The sequence below is a fragment of the Vibrio tubiashii ATCC 19109 genome (assembly GCF_000772105.1).
Classification (GTDB): Bacteria; Pseudomonadota; Gammaproteobacteria; order Enterobacterales; family Vibrionaceae; genus Vibrio; species Vibrio tubiashii.
Map to the genome: position 1 here is coordinate 1,587,117 of NZ_CP009355.1, position 20,033 is coordinate 1,607,149.

A 20,033-nucleotide genomic window follows, 5' to 3' on the forward strand; every position below is an offset into this window, starting at 1 on the left:
ACCGCAATGTTGCGATTGGCTTATATATAGTGTGAACAAATTACATTCACTAACAACGTCAGTTGGCTAGGTGACCCTCGGCTTAATAAGGGTCACTTTTAGTAATGCAGTTAGCGTGCCAACTTTAAAACCACGTTATTTTTGTCTTACACCGCATTTTTTGGGCGGTTTTACTTCCCAAAATGCAATATGAAAATTGCATTTTGCAATTATTTGCAAAAACATATTAAACCATGTTCCTATAAACACATTTATCAACGTTGATTTTTCATACTTTTTCTACATAAGAGTCGGTATACTCTTGGCACCTAAATTTAGTTATCACGAAGAATGAACTACTTAACTACTTTTCTTAAAGGCATGGCCATGGGCGCAGCAGACGTTGTACCTGGGGTGTCAGGCGGGACCATCGCATTTATTACTGGTATTTACGACACCTTGCTTGAAAGTATTCGTCGTATTAACCCGAGTGTTATTGGCATCTGGAAGCGCGACGGTTTCAAAGCGGCATTTGCGCATATCAATGGCTTATTTCTCATTGCCCTGTTTGGTGGTGTGCTTACCAGTATCGCGACCCTCGCTAAACTGATCTCATGGCTACTGGTCACTCATCCGATTCCGCTGTGGTCGTTTTTCTTCGGACTGATTCTGGTGTCTGTGTTCCATATGCTTAAGCAAATTGAACAAAGAAGCTTAAGTCGACTCGTCTTCTTACTACTCGGGGTAGCGTTCGCTTACAGCATTACGGTGCTTAATCCACTCCAACTTGAGCCAACCAGCATCAATGTGCTGCTCGCGGGCGGCATCGCAATTTGTGCGATGATCCTACCAGGCATCTCCGGCAGCTTCATTTTGTTATTGATTGGTATGTACACCCCAGTATTAGGAGCGGTAAAATCCTTTGACCTTCCTATCCTTGCTTTATTCCTAACAGGCTGCGTTTTGGGCTTACTGAGCTTTTCTCACGTTCTTTCTTGGCTTCTAAAGCGCTTCAGAGATCTTACTCTCGTCTTTCTGACTGGTTTAATGCTCGGTACTTTACCTAAAATCTGGCCGTGGAAAGAGACCATCAGTTGGCGTACAAATTCAAGCGGTGAGCAAGTTCCTCTGATTCAGCACAACTTATCACCTTCAGCCTTTGAAGCATTGAATTCTCAACCGTCTCAACTCGGCATTGCTATTGTCTTAATGCTGTGTGCAATCGGCTTAGTCTTAGGCTTAGAGAAGTTCGCTGAAAATCGAGATCTATAATCATTCACTTTGAAAAAACGGCTTCTATTGAAGCCGTTTTTTATTACCACTAGAAACTTTCGTAATGATAATCAATTGTAATAAAGGTTGGATTTATTTATTCTTGGCTCACTGATTTAACGGAATAAGTACAACAATATGAGTGGCCATTCGTTCTTTGAGCACCTTTTCGAACACTCACAGCAAGTCACCCCTTATCTAAACGGCGCAATAAAACCTCTAGCTGAGGTCAATGCCGAGCATCCGCTCATTCATATCGATCGCTCCAGTTCAGAACATATTCGTGAACTGTACGAAAGACTGCAACTAGAGCATCCCGAAGCCGGGGCACCGTACTGGCTGGCTCGTACTTGGACACTGCTTTGTTGGCAGCCTATTTATGTCGCTTTTATTGCTATCTACTCTTGCCAAGGTTTACCTAAGCTGTCAGCGATTGGTCAGCAAGTTCAGCCAAACTTTATCAGCGGTTATCAGTTTGATAGTGAAGACTACTTTCAGGGGACTGAACAAGAACTGATTGAACATGCGGGCAAAGAGCTCAATGCTCTATTTGATTATTTCCGCCAAGAGATGAGTATTTGGACCCGCATCCGACCTGGATTTACTAATCACTTGTTTGCTGATGGGGTACTCGGTTGTTTAGTTAAGTTAAGTCAATTTGCTCCCGACCTTCCCGGAGAGTATTTGATTGGTCAAGCTCGACAATGGTTAACCGCCTGCAATCTTCCTGAAAAACTCATGGCCTCACTTAGCTACGACGAAGCATCAAAGCAACTCGTCTTCGTGCGAACTTCTTGCTGCTTAGTCTATAAGTGCCAAGGACGGGAACTCTGTACTGACTGCCCTCGGCACCCGGACAATAAACGTTAAGACAGCTCGGAAACGTCTTTAGAGGGGCTCTTGGTAACCAAATAAGCGGTTGCGACTATCAGCACCGAAAACGCGATACACAAATAAATAGGATACAAAGCGTTAATGGTTGCGGTGAACGCCAGTAACGACGCTAATCCATAGCCAATAGTATGTGACATAGCGATGTAACCCGCCACGGAGCCTGGGGCATCACTATGCTTTTCAGTCGCCTCAGAAGTATAGGCGGGAACAAGTAGAGCAGCTCCGCACGCGGCAATTGCCATCGCTAAAGCGTACAGCCAGATATTGGGTAAGAGGAAAAGTACCAAGCCACACAGCAAGCCCAACGCTCCGAGTCGATACATTTTCACTGGCGTGATTTTTCTGTTTTTAACAACTAGCAGCTGAACGGTAAACGTGCACGCGGCGCTAATCGTCAACAGCACCCCAATCCCGTCACTGATTTGAGCCGTCGACCAACTGGTTACCGAACTCATCAGCGGGGTGAAGCTGTACTGTAACAGCGCTATCGCCGTGCAAAGTAGCAAACCACTCACTAGATAAGGCATGAAAGATTTATTCGGCAACCAAGATAAAGCCTCAGCCGATTTCTTACTCTCTAAACCATGTTGAGGCTTTGGCTGAAAAAGCACCGCGAGGAGCGCGATAAGAGGAAGCGCGATCATTAGCATCAATGGTGCATAGGGAGAAAACTTTAAAGCGACTATCGCGACCAATGGCCCAACAAGCCTGCCCACGCTCAACCCAATACTGATACTCGTGATGGCTTGTAATCGATTCTCTGCACCACACAAAAGGATTGCCCAATGTTGGCAAGCGGGAACCATTCCCGATACAGTGCAACCGTATATAATCCGAGCGAGTATCAAGCCGACTAACCAAAGCATTACCATATGAGGCTGATGCTCACTTAAGATGGAAAATAGAAACAAGAGCACGAAACTGATCGCCATTCCACATAACGCTTGGACAACCACATTTCTCGGACCACGTTTGTCGCTATACCTCCCCCAGTAAGGTGCCGAGGGCAAAAACAGAAAGCTGCCAATCGCGATAAGAATCGACCAAGTAGGTAAACTGAATGCGGAGCGCTCAACTAAGAAAGGGAGCGAGACGAGCAAGCCATTTTGACCAATACCCATGAGTGCTGCTGCTAAACTGATTGCCCACAGTTGAGCTTTTTTGCTGTGTAAAACCGACATATTTGTAATTCATTGTAGTTGTTATAAAAGTCAGCAATGAGCAATCCATATAATTAATGATAGAGTTATTGATTGTGAAAATAATTCTCATTGCTTTTTTGGCGTGATAAAGTTAGCGGCTTAAAGCCAATAACTCAACTTCATATTTTACTTATGTATCAACTTGTCGATGCGTCGTTCGAAATCGACGGTAAAGTTATCCTATCTCCCACTACGCTCGATTTTGCTCCGGGGAAGGTGACAACACTTCTTGGTCACAATGGTTGTGGTAAATCGACCTTAGTTAAACTTCTTAGTCGTCAAAATGCGCCAACTCATGGGCAAGTTTTGTTTAACCAACAACTCGTCTCTTCGTTTTCAAGTTTAGAGTTCGCTCATAAAGTGGCTTATTTACCTCAACATCCACCGATCACTGACGGTGTCACCGTTCGCGAGTTGGTCTGTTTTGGACGCTACCCGTGGAAAGGGGCATTTGGTCGTTACGGAAAAGAAGATTACGCCATTGTCGACCAAGCGATTGAGAAAGTTGGCTTAACACCATTTGCAGAGCGATTTGTCGCTACCTTATCAGGTGGTGAAAGGCAAAGAGCTTGGGTCGCTATGCTGCTCGCTCAACAAAGCCAATGTATTTTGCTTGATGAACCGACTTCGGCTTTGGATGTCGCCCACCAACATGAACTATTAGCCTTAATCCGAGAGCTCAACCAATCGATGGGTTTAACGGTGATCATGGTACTGCATGATGTCAACATGGCTGCTAAGTTTAGCGATCATCTGGTCGCCCTCCACTCTGGAAAAGTCATTGCCGCTGGCTCTCCTCAAGAACTAATGACGCCAGAGACGTTAATGAAAATATACGGTATGGAGCTCGCGTTGTTCGAACACCCTAAGACGGGTAAACCGATCAGCTACATCCCTTAAACAAGAAGGAACCTGTTGTGAAAAAACTCATAGTAATGCTCTCTGCAGCATTGGCATTCAATAGCTACGCGCTCGATATTACCCACGAAATGGGAACAGCTTCCTTTGAAAAGACACCGAAGAAAGTCGTGGCACTAGATTGGGTACTGACCGAAACGGTACTCAGCCTTGGCGTTGACCTCGAAGGTGTCGCCGATACCAACGGCTATCAGCAATGGGTTGTTGAGCCAAGCCTAGATTTTGATGTGATCGATGTCGGCTCGCGCCGCGAACCTAATTTAGAGTTACTCACGGATATCAAACCCGATGTCATCTTAATCAGCAAGCATATGGCCGCTGCCTATGAGCAGTTGAATAAGATTGCACCAGTTCTCGTTTACAGTGTTTATAGTGAAGAAAAGCAACCATTAGCGTCAGCAAAATCTATTACGACCTCTTTGGGTAAACTGTTCGACAAAGAGCAACGTGCCAAGCAAGTGATCGAGCAAACGGACCAACGCCTTGCGAACAACGGAGAAAAAGTTGTATCAGCCGGAAAGGCAGACAAGCCACTACTGTTTGCGCGATTCATTAACGATAAAACACTGCGTATTCACAGCCAAGGTTCTCTGGCGCAAGACACTATCAGCGCGATGGGGCTAAAGAATGATTGGCAAGAGCAAACCAATCTATGGGGTTTCACCACAACAGGAACAGAAAAACTGGCCGAACATCAAAAGGCCAACGTCATGATTTTTGGTCCTTTGAAACAAGAAGAACGTCAGCAACTTACGAAGTCTCCTCTTTGGCAAGCGATGGAGTTCACTCGTACAGATTCTGTTTACGAGCTTCCTGCAATTTGGACTTTTGGTGGACTGATCGCAGCACAAAGATTTAGTGACCACATTACCGAGCAACTCATCCAACAATAATGAATACCTTAAAGATCGCAAACCAAGCTAACGGTCGATTAAGTTTTAAAACAGCAGCGTTATTCAGCGCTGCTGTTTTGATCATTGGCTCTCTGCTGCAAATAACCGCTCCCTATTCACAAGGTATTGGCCTCATTTGGGACACCATTTTTCATTTTGACTCTGCCAATTATCAGCATCTCATCACCCATTTAACCTATTTGCCGAGACTGGCTGTCGCGATCATTTGTGGGTTTGCACTCGCCGTTGCCGGTTGTGTTATGCAGTTTGTCTTGCGCAATCCGATCGCTTCTCCAACAACATTAGGCGTCGCGGCAGGTGCTGAACTGGGCATGGTGCTGGGTATTTTGTTAATCCCTGCCAACCTTGTCATCCCTGCTTTTGTTCCAGCATTTATTGGTGGCTGCCTCGCAACCGGACTGGTGTTTGTTTTAAGTTCCGCTAGAGGCTTTTCACCACTGCATATGGTGCTTGCAGGTATGGTGGTGAGCCTCTTTTTAGGCTCACTCAACACCATGTTATTAATGCTCCATGAGCAGCGACTTACCAGTATTTTTGTCTGGGGAGCGGGCGTGCTGAATCAGAATGACTGGTCGAGTACTCAAATGCTGTTGCCTTTGGTTCTCTTACCTACCAGCTTGCTCTTAGTCTTACAGCGCCCATTATCCGCACTCCAATTTGGTGACAATGTCGCTACATCGTTGGGCGTGAATATCAAACAGATCAAACTGCTCTGCTTATCGTTAGCCATCTTCATTACCGCTGCAGTGGTCAGTGAAGTGGGCTTAATTGGCTTTGTCGGTATCGTTGCGCCAGCTATCGCCAGAATGCTTGGCGTTAGAGCCCTTGCCAAACAAATTCTAGCCAGTGGCGCTATTGGTAGTGGTATCTTGCTCACTGTTGATCTAGTGATCCAACCTTTCTCTGGTGTCGGTGGAGAGCTGTTACCGACAGGCGCGATGACAGCCTTAATTGGCGCGCCTTTTTTGTTGTGGCTACTACAACGAACTAAGCTGCAATCCGACCTTAAAGCACGCTCTGAACATGTCGAGCATTACAAATTAGTCAGCACTCGCAATATTTTGGCTGCACTGACCGTTGCACTCATCGCGATTTCTCTCTTCGCGATTATGGTCGGTAAGAATCAGTTTGGTTGGAGTCTTGGTTTCAACCAAGCAATGTTTGAACTGCGAGCACCACGCGTACTTGTCGCGCTGATTGCGGGAATAGGTTTAGCATTTGCAGGAACGATAATTCAGCGTATCTCTAACAACCCAATGGCTAGCCCAGAAGTGCTAGGGATTAGTTCGGGTGCAGCGCTCGCACTGGTTCTCGGCACCTTGTTTGGTATCGCAGTGGGCAGAGAACAACAAATGTTGCTCGGTACGCTTGGCGCGGTTTCGGTAACCGCAGTGGTATGGTTAATGGGTAGAAAACACAATTTTGCCCCAACACAAACCCTACTGACGGGTATAGCCTTAAGTGCAGGTTTAGATGCCTTACTCAGAATCGCAATGAGCTCAGGCCATGATAACGCGTCTGCACTGCTCACTTGGCTATCTGGATCGACTTACTTAGTGGCAAACAGTGACGTTGTACTACTCGCGATTGGTGTCACCTTCGTTGGTGCGATTGCGCTATCTCTCAATCGTTGGATTGAGTTGATTGGCTTGGGTGAAGTCACGGCGAATAGTATTGGTATGAACGCCACAGTGGTTAGGTTGGTGCTTCTGTTACTGGTTGCTGCCTTAACGACACTGTGCACCATAGTGATTGGCCCACTCAGCTTTATTGGCCTACTGGCTCCGCACATGGCGCGTTCACTTCACCAATATCGAGCAACTCCGCAAATGCTCACCGCAGCCTTACTCGGGGCAACCATCATGGTATTGGCGGATTGGATAGGACGAACACTTTGGTTCCCTTGGCAGTTCCCTGCTGGACTGCTTGCGTCCTTGATTGGTGGCGGCTACTTCCTCTACCTAATGAGACGTTAGCCTCTAGAACCACAACTCGCCATAGGAGGCTAATGTATTGGTCTTCTGTGGCAACTCCTCCTCTCTATTGAAACGCCCTATCTATTTGTTACTTATTCCAAATTCATTAAATTGTATTTTGGCTGCAAAAATACAATTAATGGTAATGAGATGAATTTATGATTACTATGGGGGCAAGAACACTACAAATTGTCACTCATGGAAAAGACAGCAATTACTAAACTTCAGCAAGATTTATTCAATAAAGTCATCAGCAAGCTCAAAGCGGAGCATGCAAAAGTTGGCGACAGCCTGAACGAATCTTCGTTAGCCCAACAGTTTGAAGTCTCAAGAACGCCGATGCGCGCTGTGCTCACTTATATGACTGCTTTAGGTATCGCGAAAGCAGTTCCCTATAAAGGCTTTGTCTTACAGCTTGATGCGCAAGCCATCAAATCTGATGATGCCTCCGATAAAGAAGAATCTCGTCAGGAGAAGCTTTACCTGAGACTACTCATGGATCTGTTCTTCGGTGATATCGACGCGGCATTTTCCGAGAAAGAGCTTCAAGAGCGCTACAACGCCAACCGAGGTGAAATACAAAGTGTACTCCGCCTACTAGAAAGTGATGGCATCTTGCGCCGCAGTCCCGGCTATAAATGGCATCTAGATGGCGTACTCAACACGCTTGAACGACACACCGAGAGCTACCGATGTCGACTTATCTTCGAACCTGCCGGCCTTCTTGAGCCGAGTTGGTCACTCGACCGCCACGCGCTAGAGGAGTGTCGCGACCATCACCTTAAAGCGATTCAAGATCCTGATGCAGTGAGCGCAAGTGATTTATTTAACTTAAGTGCACAATTTCATGAGCGGCTTGCCGCATGTTCTGGTAATCGCTTCTTGCTTGGCAATATGCAGCAACATAATCGAATGCGTAAAGCGACCGATCTCGTGTCTATGCATATTCAATCTTCTGTCACCAAGTCTTGTCAACGCCGCCTGGATATCATCGAGCTTGTATTGGCAGGCGACAACCAAGGCGCGTCAGTTAAACTCACTCAACTATTAGAAAATGATATTCGCGTCATGCAGCGTACCTATAGCAATGTAGTCAACCTTTCGCTATCAGAACGAGAAAAGCTCGTAACCAGTATTGCTGACATAGACATCTAATCAAATCGGCAGCCCAATTACAGCTGCCTTGTTTTTCTATCCCACCCCAAATCTGTTTTTACTCATAAACCCGCGCTGAAGTCACCATACACTTCAGCGCTACCGACTCTTTTGTCCTCTACAAGCTGCCGTTCTTAACCCGTTATTGAGCTAAAAGAAAATAATTCGCATTGGCATATTGCACTTTCGCTGCAGAAATACAATAATAATGATTCTTATTTAGAAATAACAAAACAGTCTTGCCGCCAAATACTAATTTGCGCAGCTTTGTATTGATAAACATAGAGAAAATAATGAAAGCGAGTAAAGGGAAGTTCCCTCTATCCACTGTTGCGCTAGCGATCGCCGCAGCAAGCACAGTGTTTACAGCCCAAGCACAAGAATACACAACTGAAGGCAAAATGGTGGTTGTCTCCAGTCGTACGCCTAAAGCGATCAGCGATATTCCTGGTACGGTTTGGTATATCGATTCAGAGAAAATTGAACAAGAATACCGCGGTGGTAAGACTCTTGGTGATATTCTAGCTTCGGCAATTCCATCTTTGGATGTCAGCAGCGGTGCCCGTACTAATCTAGGTCAAAACCTTCGCGGACGTAAGATGCTCGTGATGATCGACGGAGTTTCTCTGCAATCTTCGCGCTCTATCAGCCGCCATCTAGATTCAATCGACCCATTCAATATTGATCGTATCGAAGTGCTTTCCGGTTCTACGTCAATATATGGTGCTGGCGCTTCAGGCGGTGTGATTAACATCATCACCAAAAAAGCGCAAAGCGAAGAGTTAGAGTTTGAATCCTATGTAGGTGGTACATCTGATCTTAACTCAAGTGAAGACTTTGACTACAAACTTGCACAGTCTATTTCGGGCGGCAATGAAAAAGTTCAAGCACGTACTTCTGTCGTATACACAGAGACCCAGGGCTTCTTCGATGCCAATGGCACCATCGTTACTCCAGATATCTCACAGGGCTCGCTACAGTTTAATCAGACTGTAGATTTTCTAACAACAGTAGGTGTTAATGTTTCAGACACCAAAAAGCTGAATCTTCTTGCGCAGTACTATGATAGCCAACAAGACTCGCCATATGGTCTGTATATTGTCGGTAGCGACTTTGTAGATGTACGTAAAGGTTTTGATTCTGATCGTGAACACGGTACGGAGCGCATTATGCTTAGCGCCTCTTACGTGGATGAGCAATTCCTTGGCCATCAGCTCATCGCAGAAGCGTCATACCGCAAAGAAGACCAGACTTACACTCCTTATTTCCAGTCTTCTGGTCAACAGATTACAGATGTCATTTCACTTAAAGCAGCGCTCGCGAAAAACTTCGATAAATTTAACATTGTTTATGGTGTCGATGCTTATCAAGACAAGTTGGAAAGTAACCAAGCACTGTATGATCCAACCATTGCCAATAATTCTGGCAACCTAATCAATAAGACTTATGCCCAAGTTGGTCGTTACCCGGGAGTTGAAGTCAGCTCAGTTGCCGCTTTTGCTCAAGCAGACTACTCAATCACTGAAGATTGGACAGTCGAAGGTGGTGTACGCTACCAATACATGTCAAACAAGATTGATGATTTTGTTGGTTATACTCAACAGAAAAAAATTGCCGCAGGTAGTGGTACTTCAGCAGATGCAGTTCCTGGTGGTAAAACAGATTACGGCGTCGCGCTATTTAACTTGGGAACAATTTATCACCTAAACAGTGACTCTCAAGTATGGGCAAACTTCTCACAAGGCTTTGATCTTGCTGATCCTGCTAAGTACTACGGACAAGGTAACTACACACTGGTTGGAGATCATTGGCAACTAAATGACAGCATTAACGTCAACGAATCAAAAATGTCAGGGATTAAGACCAACAGTTTTGAGTTAGGTTACCGCTTAGATACAGGCGATCTAAACTTACAAACTGCGGCTTACTATTCTCAATCAGACAAGAATGTTAAGTACAATAAAACAACACTGCTTATCGAAGAAATCGAAGATAAGAAACGTGTCTACGGTTTAGAAGCAATGGCGTCTTACTGGGTTCATGACAATATTCAGTTGGGTGCTTCCGGTCACTATGTAGTATCTGAAGTGAAAGGCGATAATGGCTGGGAAGACTACGATGCTGGCTATGCAAGTACTTCTAAGGCCAATGCTTGGGCAGGTTGGTACGACGCAGATCTTGCGGTAAAACTGCAAAGCCAAACCATGTTTGACTATGAAGATGCTTCAAACAACAAGCTAGATGGCTATACCTTATTTGATCTGGTCGGTAGCTACCAGCTTCCAGTAGGTAGCCTAGGTTTTGGTATTCAAAACCTATTTGATAAAGACTACACCACAGCTTGGGGTCAACGTGCGCAAATCATCTACTCTACGCACTATGAATCAGCGGCTTATGATTACAAAGGTCGTGGACGTACCTACACTCTTAACTACCAAGTTAAGTTCTAAACAAAGCCGCCAATACAACAAAACCGCCCTATTCGGCGGTTTTGTTTTATCTACTAGGTCCTGTTGACCTAGTGATTTATGCGTACTGCATTAAGTGTTTTTTCACTTCATCAGAAGCAAAAGACTGTTCAACACTCGCTGTATAGATCTGTTTGTAATCTTCAGCGGTAAGTTCAAACTGCTCCATCACCTTTTGCACTTCATCGGTCATCGTCGTGTTTGATACAGTGCGATTGTCTGTGTTAATCGTGACTGCTAGACCGTCGTTGTGGAACTCTTTCAGTGGATGCTGCTTAAGCTCTGGAATCGCTTTGGTTTGAACATTACTGCTTGGACAAGCTTCAAGGCCAACCACATCTTCTTTAACGCGTTTGTAAGCCTCTGCATGATCTTTGATTGCTACACCGTGACCAATACGCTCTGCACCTAGCAGCTCGATGGCATCATAAACGTTTTGACCACAGCCTTGCTCACCCGCGTGAATGGTGATGCGGTAGCCTTTATCACGCGCATACTGTGTGTACTCAACATATTCATGAGCAAAGTTGTCTAGCTCAGCACCCGCTAAGTCAAACGCAGCAACGCCTTTACCTAACAAAGGAGCGCCGGCGTCAATAATGTCGTTAACTGAATCGATGGGTAGTAGTTTCACCAATGACAGAATGTAGTTACCTTTAATATCGTACTGCGCTTCAGCACGTTTCATGCCTTTGACCGCACTCTCAATGATTTCTGCGTAAGTCAGCCCTTGTTGGGTATGCAGCTGAGGACCAAAACGTACTTCAAGGTACTTCACGTTCTCTTTTGCAGCATCTTCGAACAGCTCGAAAGAAATACGTTCAATGCTGTCTGCGGTTTGCATCACTTTAATTGGCAGTGCAAAACGGTCTAAGTATTCTTGCAGGTTAGGACAAGTTTCCGGCGCAATCATCATTGTTTTGATCTCTTCGGCATTCTGGCTAGGCAGCTCAATGTTATTTTCAGCGGCTAAATCAAGCACAGTTTGCGGGCGAAGGCTGCCATCTAGGTGACAATGAAGATCGATTTTAGGGAGATCAAAGTAGTTCATCTGTTTTTGTCCTAACTTTCCTGCTTATTGAGTAAGCGTAGCTCAACACACCAAAGTGGCGGTAATGACACTTAATCATTTGTTTTGATAACGATAAAACTCATGGTATATGATTAACGATGATATATAACACGACAATTGTCCGGTCGCACGCCAAAATAGCCAAATCAATGTTAAGCAAAGCAAATTCACTATGGATAAGAATAAGATTTTAAGTGACGGGTTGAATAAGATCCGCCAACTAGTGAAACGTGAACAGTACAAAACCTTGCACGTCAGCAAAGGCGATTTCATCATTCGCCAACATAGCGAAGTCAATGAAGTGTATTGGACAGAAGCGGCGCAGTTTTCAGTGCTGCACACCGCAGAGAATGGGAAAACTCTCAGCTTAGGGGACTACTATCTGGAAGATAACTTCTTTGGTGAGATGGAGTTCTTCTCTGATAAGCCCAGCCCATTTAGTGTCATTGCAACACAAGATGCTCAGCTGACCGTGATCCCAAAAGAGCGCTTTGCTGAGTTCCTGCTTGAAGATGCACAGGTGGCCTTTTGGATGAGCCACCGCATGTCGAACATCTACCTAAATACCATGCATATTGCGATGGAACGTTCTCTCTATCCGCTAAAGTTCAATATCATCAAGGATATGATCAGTCGATATACCTCTGGTACTCACACTAGGGGACACAGTTATATGTACCAAGAAGCACAAAGGTTCGGCTGCACGGAAAGAGCCTATACACGCATTATCCACGAACTGATTAAGGAAGGATTGGTCAAGAAAGGCGTAGATAGCTCTGAGATAGTGCCCGTTGATATCGACAAGCTAACCGACTATCTAGGACAGTACTATCAATAGCACTAAACCTAAAATGGGCACCGATGAGGTGCCCATTTGGTTTTTAAATTCGCTTGAAGCTTATAGGTTGTTGGTACGTGTTGGTAAGAACACTTCACCTAACATACAACGAACGCTACCACCGCCAATGTTTTCAATCGTTTTAACGTTAAATGGCAGCAACTTACCATGGCTCGACAGTTGAGCACGTTGAGCTGGAGAAAACGCATCAAACGCTGATTGAGACATCGCAATCACTTTTTCACCGTTAACCGTTTCAAGCTGTAAAATGTTGCCGCAGAACTGATTCATCTGTTCTAGTGAAATCGAAATCACCTGCTTGTCCTTCGCTAATGACTTGATGACAAAGCGACGCTCAAATTCAGGGATGACCTCATCACAAATAACGCAGAAGCTTTCACCAATCGCCATCATCACATTAGTGTGATAAATCGGCTTACCTGACGGCAATGCAGTCTGGAACGAAACCACTCGATCGTAACCAATACGCTCAGCATAATCTTCCAGTACTTCACGATCACAACGTTGAGAAAGCGCAGCGTAGACGGTTCTATTGACATGATCTTTTACCATCACGCCTGTACTTTCAAGATGCGCATCTTGCTCTAGATATGACAGAAGACTGTCTTGAGATTGCACCGGGCGACCTGCACTTTCAAGCGTTTCGACTAATGCATCGACTTTAACTTCTTGCTGGCGGTTTTTACACGCCATCGGGAAGGTGTATAGCTCACCACTGGCAGTCGTACTAAACCAGTTATTTGGGAACACTGCATCAGGTGTTTCTACCTCACCCAATGGGTAATCATAGACCACCACTTGAACACCCACTTGACGCAACTCCGCCACCATGGCGTTAAACTCTTGCATCGCACTTTGGCGTACTTCGCTGGTAGACAGAGAAACTTGGTGTTGGAATTCATTGTCCTGCGCCGTTTCGGCATTAAACGCAAACTCTTTTGGTGGCACCATCACCACACAATTAGCGTTTTGTACTGTTGATTGATTCTTCTGTAGTAGGGTTTTCTGTTTCAACATTGTGACAGACTCAATTAATCTCACTCATTACTGCCAATTGTAGGCATAATGTTAAATGAAATATTACTGAATTAACCTGATAATTCACCCACAACACAGCAATAAGCACTGTATATTGTTTATTTGTCAGTAATTTTTATTGTCGCCATGACTTTTTATTATCTTTGATTGAATATTATGCAAAGGAAAGAATAATAAACTGGTTACATTTCCCCCACTAAGGGTATACCATTGCTGTACCAAGCTAGATAGGTGACTAGATTGGTGTTTCACCCTTCCTATTAATGGACGTACGCATCTGCCACATAGGCAACTTTCTATCTTTGCGTGTTTAGGAATTTATTTATGTTTAAAAAGTTTGAAGGCTTTACTAAGCCTTTCCCCGAGCAGGAGCCGACACAGCCTCCTTCGGGTATTTTTGCGTTTTGTCGCCACTACACCCGCGGGTTCGAAATCCCGTTGATCATCATGTCTGTAATGGCAACTATTGTCGCAATTGTTGAAGTTTCTCTATTTGGAGCAATGGGTAACTTGGTCGATTGGTTGTCGAACAGTAACCCAGAAACGTTTTGGCAAGATAATCAGAGTGATCTGATTTTCTACGGCATCCTTTTGCTAGTTGTAATGCCTGTTCTTGTGGTTGGTTACTCGCTACTCGTTCATCAGACATTACTTGGTAACTACCCAATGTCGATTCGTTGGTTAGCTCACCGCTACTTACTGAAACAAAGCCTGAACTTTTATCAGGATGACTTTGCTGGTCGTGTCGCGACTAAAGTAATGCAAACCTCGCTGGCGGTGCGCGAAACCGTGATGAAGACGATGGACGTGTTTGTTTACGTTTCTGTCTACTTTACCTCGATTGTCGTGCTATTAGCTCAGGCCGACTGGCGCCTGATGATCCCAATGATCATTTGGCTATTCTGCTACGTCGGTATTCAGCTTTACTTTGTACCTAAGCTAAAACAGGTAGCTTCTGAACAAGCGGATGCTCGTTCAACCATGACGGGTCGTATCGTCGATAGCTACACTAACATTGCAACCGTGAAGCTGTTCTCGCATAGCAGACGTGAGACGGAGTACGCCGAAGAAGGCATGAATGGCTTCTTGGGTACGGTTTACCGTCAAATGCGTTTGGTAACAGGGTTCGATGTCGCGGTCGAGATTACTAACTACGTTTTGGTTTTCTCAATCAGCGCGCTTTCTATCTACCTGTGGATGGATAACTCGATCAGTATCGGTGCTATTGCAATTGCGATTGCCCTAGCACTGCGTATCAACGGTATGTCGATGTGGATCATGTGGGAAGTCGGTGCTCTGTTCGAGAACATGGGTACCGTAGTTGATGGCATGAAAACCATGTCTAAACCCATTGATATTCAAGACAAACCAGATGCGAAACCTCTAGTAGTCAATCAAGGCGGTATCGAGTTTGACGATGTTAGCTTCCACTATGGTGACAAAACCAAAGGCGTTATTAGTAACCTTAACCTGAACATCAAGCCAGGTGAAAAAGTGGGGCTAGTCGGTCGCTCTGGCGCGGGTAAATCTACTTTGGTTAACCTGCTTCTTCGTTTCCATGATGTTGAAAGCGGTAAGATCAAGATCGATGGTCAGGTTATCTCTGATGTCACTCAAGACTCACTGCGCAGTAACATCGGTATGGTAACGCAAGATACGTCACTACTGCACCGCTCTATCCGCGATAACATCTTGTATGGCAACCCTGATGCGAGCGAAGAAGAGTTACACCGTGCAACGAAACAGGCGCACGCACATGAGTTCATCGAAACACTGAACGACCCGTTTGGTAACGTAGGCTACGACGCTCAAGTTGGCGAACGTGGTGTGAAGCTTTCTGGTGGTCAACGTCAGCGTATTGCGATTTCACGTGTACTACTGAAAGACGCTCCGCTTCTGATTCTTGATGAAGCAACCTCAGCTCTAGATTCAGAGGTTGAGGCGGCCATTCAAGAGAGCCTGAATGAGTTGATGCAAGGTAAAACGGTTATTGCCATTGCGCACCGACTCTCAACCATCGCCGCAATGGATCGATTGATCGTTCTCGATAAAGGCGAAGTCGTTGAGCAAGGCACTCACCAAGAGTTAGTTCAAAGTGGCGGAATCTACGCTCAGCTTTGGGCACACCAAACAGGTGGATTCATCGGTGATGAAGAGGCTGAAAAGCAAAGTGCTTAAATCAGATGTTAAATAGACAAAAAGGAAGCTTCGGCTTCCTTTTTTATTGCTGCTCAATCAACAAAGTGGGATTGATAAAACTTAGGAGTAACGGCAATTTTCTTTTTAAACTGACGCTGAAAATGCGCTTGGTCAGAAAAACCAAGCTCTTGAGCCACCTTGGCGATCTCCTGACCGGATTTAAGCATCACCTTGGCCCGTTTGATTTTCTCATCCATCAAATAGGCATGAGGTGGAAGACCATAGTAATGCTTAAACGCTCTGAGGAGCTGGTAACGGCTCATCTGTGCTTCTTGCGCTAAATGATCCAATTGATGAGTTTGACTAACGTCATCGAGCAGTTTTTCTTGCACCCTTTTCAATGATGAAGAGGGGGATGGTTTAACCTCCATTGAGCTCTGTACGTGAACAGCTTCAATAAAGTCATACAGTCGAGTTTGTACCTGTAATTGACTCGCTTCTGACTGGAGATCATTAAACAGAGCCAAATAGTGATTTTTGATTGACTCACTGCGCTCAAATGCGTGACGAAATGGTGTGTAGTCTGCACTATACCCAGCATGAGATTGACCAAGAATTTCCTGCTGAATAGCCCCCATCTGTTTGGTATCAACAAACAGCATGCTATAAGACCAAGTTCCCGCTTCCGGGTTACAAGAGTGAACATCGGCGGGATTAATCGTCACTATGTCACCGCGACCAATATGATGCGTCGAGCTGTGATTGCGATAGTCAGCTTTGCCTTGTTGAATAATCCCAAATGAAAACTCATCGTGAGAATGCGCTGCATAACAAGCGGTGCTTTGGCTTGCGATTCTCATCTCAATCCAAGGCAATACCGTACTTTGCTTAAAGTTCGCGCTGTTATCTTTTTTCATGCGCAGCTCCTTGCGCTGTATAGGTTTGCAAAACTATAACCAAATCATGCTAACAGAAGCGGCCAAGGTTATCGCCATCATTCGATTAAAAATGCGCTGCTTATGTGGCTGAGATAAGTAACTAGATAAAGCACGCCCACTCGCCGCCCATAAGCCGACACCCACTAAGCAACAAACTAACGACACCAGAGTAAACACCCAAAGCCAGTAATCTGTGTTGCCCTGCCCTACCACATACAAACTGACTCCAGACATCGCCACCAACCAAGCTTTGGGATTAAGCAATTGGGTAAGCGATCCTATCCACCAGCCTGAGGTCAGCGTCGTTTGCCCTTGTAACTCAGCCACAGGTGCAGTAAATATCTGGTATGCGAGGTAGAGTAAAAATGCGCTGCCTACCCACTTCAATGTGGCTTCCAACAAGGGTAAAAACTCAACCAGCTCATGCATTACACTGCCAGAGATGAGCACAACTAAAGCATAAGCAAATGACGCCCCTAGCACCAATTTACTGGCTTCTCGACTACCTCGTTGGGCGGCTGTGGCCGTCGCCAAAAGATTCACCGGCCCGGGTGTGGCAGCACCCACAAATGCAAACGCCAACATCGCAATAATTAAACTATTCATTTTGTTCTCCTTCACTAGACCTTAACGTTAGCTAAAGCAGAGCAAGAGTTATTGAACGATATTGCAGGCGTGTAAAAACGAAAAAAGCCACACGCTAAGGTGTGGCAAAACAAAAAGAACTGGCAGTGAATAGTTCGCTTTGCGTTAATTGAAGTTCAAGATGAACTCTTAAAGTTGTTTAGTAAGTTTCAAACACACCGGAATTGTAATCCTGTATGGTTTGATTTATCTCATCCATTGTATTCATGACAAATGGGCCGTAATGAACGACCGGCTCATCAATGGGTTCGCCAGCGAAAATTAACACGCCACTTTGCCCAAGCGCTTGCAAGTCGACTCGCTCACCTTTACTTAGCATTGCAAGTTCACCCTGCTTGAGTGTGTAATCACCAACTTGAACCTTACCTTGATAGTTTAAGATCATCATGTTGAATTGCTCAGGTACTGACACACTCACTTGCTGGTCAATTTCGGCGCGCCAATCAGACACGCTAAGCTCAACACCCGTCTTACTTAACGGACCTTTAAGCTGCATTTCATTGGCATTGATCGTTCCGGCCAGTACGCGGACTAGACCAAGTTGCTCGTCACTATGTTCAGTGATTGTCTCTGGCTGAAAATCGACATATTGAGCTGGCTTCATTTTGTCTCGCGCAGGTTGATTTATCCAAATTTGGAAACCATGTAAATCACCTTCTTCCATAATAGGCATTTCACTATGGATAACCCCTCGGCCAGCTGCCATCCACTGAGCCCCACCACTTCTCAGCTCGCCAACATTGCCCATATGATCTTTGTGTTGAAAATGACCTTTGAGCATATAGGTTAGCGTTTCGATTCCGCGGTGAGGATGAGGAGGAAAGCCGCCAACGTAATCTGAACGTTGGTCTGATTTAAGCTCATCAACCATTAGAAATGGAGAAAACTGCGCATTATTAAACCCAGCCACGCGCTGTATCTTAACCCCATCACCATCAGAGGTAGGATGAACTTGGATTACTTGATTAACTTGTCTGGTTACACTCATGCTGTCTCCCCTTAGTTTGGCTCCGTGAAGGAATGAAGACAGTTTACTGACCTTGAAGAGTAAATTGAGCGGGGAGATTAGAGCCTGTCGTTCGAATAATTCGAACGACAATGAGATTTAAGCGGGTACCAGTGTTTTCAAAGAGGTGGGTACTATCAGCTTGTGTACTGGGGCCACAAAAAACATATACACTTTGCCGAACGTGTTCTTAACATCAACAACCGTTGTTGCATGCAAGGTCATTGTGTCGCCATCAGGAACAATAAGAAAAGAGAGCCTAACATTGAGGTGCTTATCGCAATCCTCCACCAGCAGTTCGTTGTCACTTAAACTCACAATCGAAAATATACCCACTTGATCGCCAACTCGATACTCGCTTATCGGCTTGTTTTCATCCAGATCCGCCATACGCCCTAGGTGTTTCAACCCTAGTTTTGAAACAATGCGATTGCGTAAATCCATTAGCGCATTAACCCAGCGGGGTGTCTTATTCACCATCGCAAAGTAGACTTCGAGTGCGGATTCACCGTTACAAGGCAACTCTATGTTGTGTGTATCAGCGAAGTAGGCCCCTTGCAAATAGGGGTGAATGTTAGAGTGACTGGGCAGTTCCATAGCAAAACCTTGTTGGGTGAGTAATCCTTCAATTTATACCAATCGGGATAAATAGCTGATCAGATAATTGCGCAGGAAAAATCGCTTAGAGCAAGGCATAGATTTTGTAGCTAGTTGACCTACCTACAAAATCTATAACGCAGCTATCAGCGATTTTAACCAGCAAGAATGACCAGAAATTTATTCTGGTTGGTATTATGACCTTAAAGGTGACCATAGATAAAACAAAGGCACGGAAGTGAATATCTGTGCCTTGTCTCAATTTTAACCAGTGACGTGTTGCTGCCAATAGCGATACAACCCATCCACATCACCCGAGCAGAGTAATGACATTGCGCCTTTAAGCTGCTCGTCACGCCACTGCCACCACTGCATTTCATTTAGCTTCTCTCGCTCACTTTCTGAGAAACGATACTTAATATGCTTTGCAGGATTTGATCCCACGACCTCATAGGGTGCGACATCCTTGGTCACCACAGCGCGACTGGCAATAATAGCGCCGTCTCCTATGGTTACCCCCGCCATAATCATCGCTTCAGAACCTATCCACACATCATTTCCGACCACTGTATTTCCTGAGCGAGCGAATCCATCTTGCGCATCAGCGAAGTTCTCATCCTCTTGATAGAAAAAAGGAAAGGTCGAGATCCAGTCGCTGCGGTGCCCTTGATTCCCTGCCATCATAAATACAGCGCCCGAGCCTATCGAGCAAAAACTGCCGATGATCAGTTTATCGACATCGTCTCTATCCGGATTTAAGTAACGCGCGCAATCATCAAAGCCATGACCATGATAATAACCGGAGTAATAGCTATGACGACCAACAATAATATTGGGGTTGGTTACCTGCTCAGTCAGGGGTTTACCTGCAAATGGAGAGTCAAAAACATTCATAATTTCATTCTTTTGGTTATCTATGATTTAGTCCAAGCTTAGGATAAGGGTAAAGATGACTCAGGTC

At 45.1% G+C, this 20,033-nt stretch carries 17 protein-coding genes; 9 read left to right on the plus strand and 8 right to left on the minus strand.

All coding sequences use genetic code 11. The annotated features are described in order from the left end of the window. Positions 1 to 330 precede the first annotated feature (330 nt). Positions 331 to 1,251, plus strand: a complete 921-nt coding sequence (locus tag IX91_RS22335) for a DUF368 domain-containing protein (protein ID WP_004743914.1) — start codon at positions 331 to 333, stop codon at positions 1,249 to 1,251. Positions 1,252 to 1,389: 138 nt separating this feature from the next. After that, positions 1,390 to 2,121, plus strand: a complete 732-nt coding sequence (locus IX91_RS22340) for a siderophore ferric iron reductase (protein WP_004743915.1) — start codon at positions 1,390 to 1,392, stop codon at positions 2,119 to 2,121. Here IX91_RS22340 and IX91_RS22345 read toward each other — a convergent pair. Beyond that, a complete protein-coding gene (locus IX91_RS22345; protein ID WP_004743916.1) occupies positions 2,118 to 3,326 on the minus strand; it encodes an MFS transporter in 1,209 nt (402 codons plus the stop codon). The two genes, IX91_RS22340 and IX91_RS22345, sit on opposite strands and share 4 nt — an antisense overlap. Positions 3,327 to 3,479: 153 nt before the next feature. Between IX91_RS22345 and IX91_RS22350 the strand changes: the two genes are divergently transcribed. From IX91_RS22350 to IX91_RS22370, 5 genes are all read left to right on the plus strand, one after another. Beyond that, complete coding sequence (locus IX91_RS22350; RefSeq protein ID WP_004743917.1) at positions 3,480 to 4,247, plus strand: ABC transporter ATP-binding protein; 768 nt, start codon at positions 3,480 to 3,482, stop codon at positions 4,245 to 4,247. A 17-nt stretch (positions 4,248 to 4,264) separates the two neighbouring features. Continuing rightward, the gene (locus tag IX91_RS22355) at positions 4,265 to 5,158 is read left to right on the plus strand and encodes an iron-siderophore ABC transporter substrate-binding protein (protein WP_004743918.1); all 894 of its coding nucleotides are present in this window, start codon (positions 4,265 to 4,267) and stop codon (positions 5,156 to 5,158) included. Then, entirely contained in the window at positions 5,158 to 7,155 is a 1,998-nt protein-coding gene (gene fhuB / locus IX91_RS22360) for a Fe(3+)-hydroxamate ABC transporter permease FhuB (RefSeq protein WP_004743919.1), read from the plus strand. The genes IX91_RS22355 and fhuB overlap by 1 nt, the downstream gene beginning before the upstream one ends. A gap of 198 nt (positions 7,156 to 7,353) precedes the next feature. Beyond that, entirely contained in the window at positions 7,354 to 8,310 is a 957-nt protein-coding gene (locus IX91_RS22365) for a GntR family transcriptional regulator (protein WP_004743920.1), read from the plus strand. A 293-nt stretch (positions 8,311 to 8,603) separates the two neighbouring features. Beyond that, a complete protein-coding gene (locus IX91_RS22370) occupies positions 8,604 to 10,760 on the plus strand; it encodes a TonB-dependent receptor (protein ID WP_004743922.1) in 2,157 nt (718 codons plus the stop codon). 76 nt (positions 10,761 to 10,836) lie between these two features. Here IX91_RS22370 and add read toward each other — a convergent pair whose 3' ends face one another. Next, complete coding sequence (add, locus tag IX91_RS22375; protein WP_004743923.1) at positions 10,837 to 11,829, minus strand: adenosine deaminase; 993 nt, start codon at positions 11,827 to 11,829, stop codon at positions 10,837 to 10,839. A 193-nt stretch (positions 11,830 to 12,022) separates the two neighbouring features. Between add and IX91_RS22380 the strand changes: the two genes are divergently transcribed. Further along, a complete protein-coding gene (locus tag IX91_RS22380) occupies positions 12,023 to 12,688 on the plus strand; it encodes a Crp/Fnr family transcriptional regulator (protein WP_004743924.1) in 666 nt (221 codons plus the stop codon). A 60-nt stretch (positions 12,689 to 12,748) separates the two neighbouring features. Here IX91_RS22380 and IX91_RS22385 read toward each other — a convergent pair whose 3' ends face one another. Beyond that, on the minus strand, positions 12,749 to 13,726 hold the full coding sequence (locus IX91_RS22385) for an arginine deiminase-related protein (RefSeq protein WP_004743925.1): 978 nt from the start codon (positions 13,724 to 13,726) through the stop codon (positions 12,749 to 12,751). A gap of 345 nt (positions 13,727 to 14,071) precedes the next feature. Here IX91_RS22385 and IX91_RS22390 point away from each other — a divergent pair, with 345 nt between their 5' ends. Beyond that, positions 14,072 to 15,925 (plus strand): ABC transporter ATP-binding protein, encoded by a 1,854-nt coding sequence (locus tag IX91_RS22390; RefSeq protein ID WP_004743926.1) that lies wholly within the window; start codon positions 14,072 to 14,074, stop codon positions 15,923 to 15,925. Positions 15,926 to 15,978: 53 nt separating this feature from the next. On the opposite strand, the gene IX91_RS22395 is transcribed toward IX91_RS22390, so the two are convergent. The 5 genes from IX91_RS22395 to catB all read right to left on the minus strand — a co-directional run bounded on the left by IX91_RS22395 (position 15,979) and on the right by catB (position 19,969). Next, the gene (locus tag IX91_RS22395; protein WP_004743927.1) at positions 15,979 to 16,803 is read right to left on the minus strand and encodes an AraC family transcriptional regulator; all 825 of its coding nucleotides are present in this window, start codon (positions 16,801 to 16,803) and stop codon (positions 15,979 to 15,981) included. Between the two features lie 33 nt (positions 16,804 to 16,836). After that, the gene (locus IX91_RS22400) at positions 16,837 to 17,430 is read right to left on the minus strand and encodes a LysE family translocator (RefSeq protein ID WP_004743928.1); all 594 of its coding nucleotides are present in this window, start codon (positions 17,428 to 17,430) and stop codon (positions 16,837 to 16,839) included. A gap of 178 nt (positions 17,431 to 17,608) precedes the next feature. Then, positions 17,609 to 18,457: a pirin family protein gene (locus tag IX91_RS22405; protein ID WP_004743929.1), complete on the minus strand. Its 849-nt coding sequence runs from the start codon at positions 18,455 to 18,457 to the stop codon at positions 17,609 to 17,611. 117 nt (positions 18,458 to 18,574) lie between these two features. After that, entirely contained in the window at positions 18,575 to 19,072 is a 498-nt protein-coding gene (locus IX91_RS22410) for a DUF2867 domain-containing protein (RefSeq protein ID WP_004743930.1), read from the minus strand. Positions 19,073 to 19,336: 264 nt separating this feature from the next. Then, the gene (gene catB / locus IX91_RS22415; RefSeq protein WP_065814753.1) at positions 19,337 to 19,969 is read right to left on the minus strand and encodes a type B chloramphenicol O-acetyltransferase; all 633 of its coding nucleotides are present in this window, start codon (positions 19,967 to 19,969) and stop codon (positions 19,337 to 19,339) included. Between the last annotated feature and the right edge of the window lie 64 nt (positions 19,970 to 20,033).

Coding starts and splice junctions, on each gene's coding strand:
- IX91_RS22385 (WP_004743925.1), bottom strand. CDS start 13,726: ATGTTGAAACAGAAAACCCTACTACAGAAGAATCAATCAACAGTACAA.
- IX91_RS22395 (WP_004743927.1), bottom strand. CDS start 16,803: ATGAAAAAAGATAACAGCGCGAACTTTAAGCAAAGTACGGTATTGCCT.
- IX91_RS22380 (WP_004743924.1), top strand. CDS start 12,023: ATGGATAAGAATAAGATTTTAAGTGACGGGTTGAATAAGATCCGCCAA.
- IX91_RS22410 (WP_004743930.1), bottom strand. CDS start 19,072: ATGGAACTGCCCAGTCACTCTAACATTCACCCCTATTTGCAAGGGGCC.
- IX91_RS22335 (WP_004743914.1), top strand. CDS start 331: ATGAACTACTTAACTACTTTTCTTAAAGGCATGGCCATGGGCGCAGCA.
- IX91_RS22365 (WP_004743920.1), top strand. CDS start 7,354: ATGGAAAAGACAGCAATTACTAAACTTCAGCAAGATTTATTCAATAAA.
- IX91_RS22340 (WP_004743915.1), top strand. CDS start 1,390: ATGAGTGGCCATTCGTTCTTTGAGCACCTTTTCGAACACTCACAGCAA.
- IX91_RS22405 (WP_004743929.1), bottom strand. CDS start 18,457: ATGAGTGTAACCAGACAAGTTAATCAAGTAATCCAAGTTCATCCTACC.
- IX91_RS22350 (WP_004743917.1), top strand. CDS start 3,480: ATGTATCAACTTGTCGATGCGTCGTTCGAAATCGACGGTAAAGTTATC.
- IX91_RS22370 (WP_004743922.1), top strand. CDS start 8,604: ATGAAAGCGAGTAAAGGGAAGTTCCCTCTATCCACTGTTGCGCTAGCG.
- IX91_RS22345 (WP_004743916.1), bottom strand. CDS start 3,326: ATGTCGGTTTTACACAGCAAAAAAGCTCAACTGTGGGCAATCAGTTTA.
- IX91_RS22390 (WP_004743926.1), top strand. CDS start 14,072: ATGTTTAAAAAGTTTGAAGGCTTTACTAAGCCTTTCCCCGAGCAGGAG.
- IX91_RS22400 (WP_004743928.1), bottom strand. CDS start 17,430: ATGAATAGTTTAATTATTGCGATGTTGGCGTTTGCATTTGTGGGTGCT.
- add (WP_004743923.1), bottom strand. CDS start 11,829: ATGAACTACTTTGATCTCCCTAAAATCGATCTTCATTGTCACCTAGAT.
- fhuB (WP_004743919.1), top strand. CDS start 5,158: ATGAATACCTTAAAGATCGCAAACCAAGCTAACGGTCGATTAAGTTTT.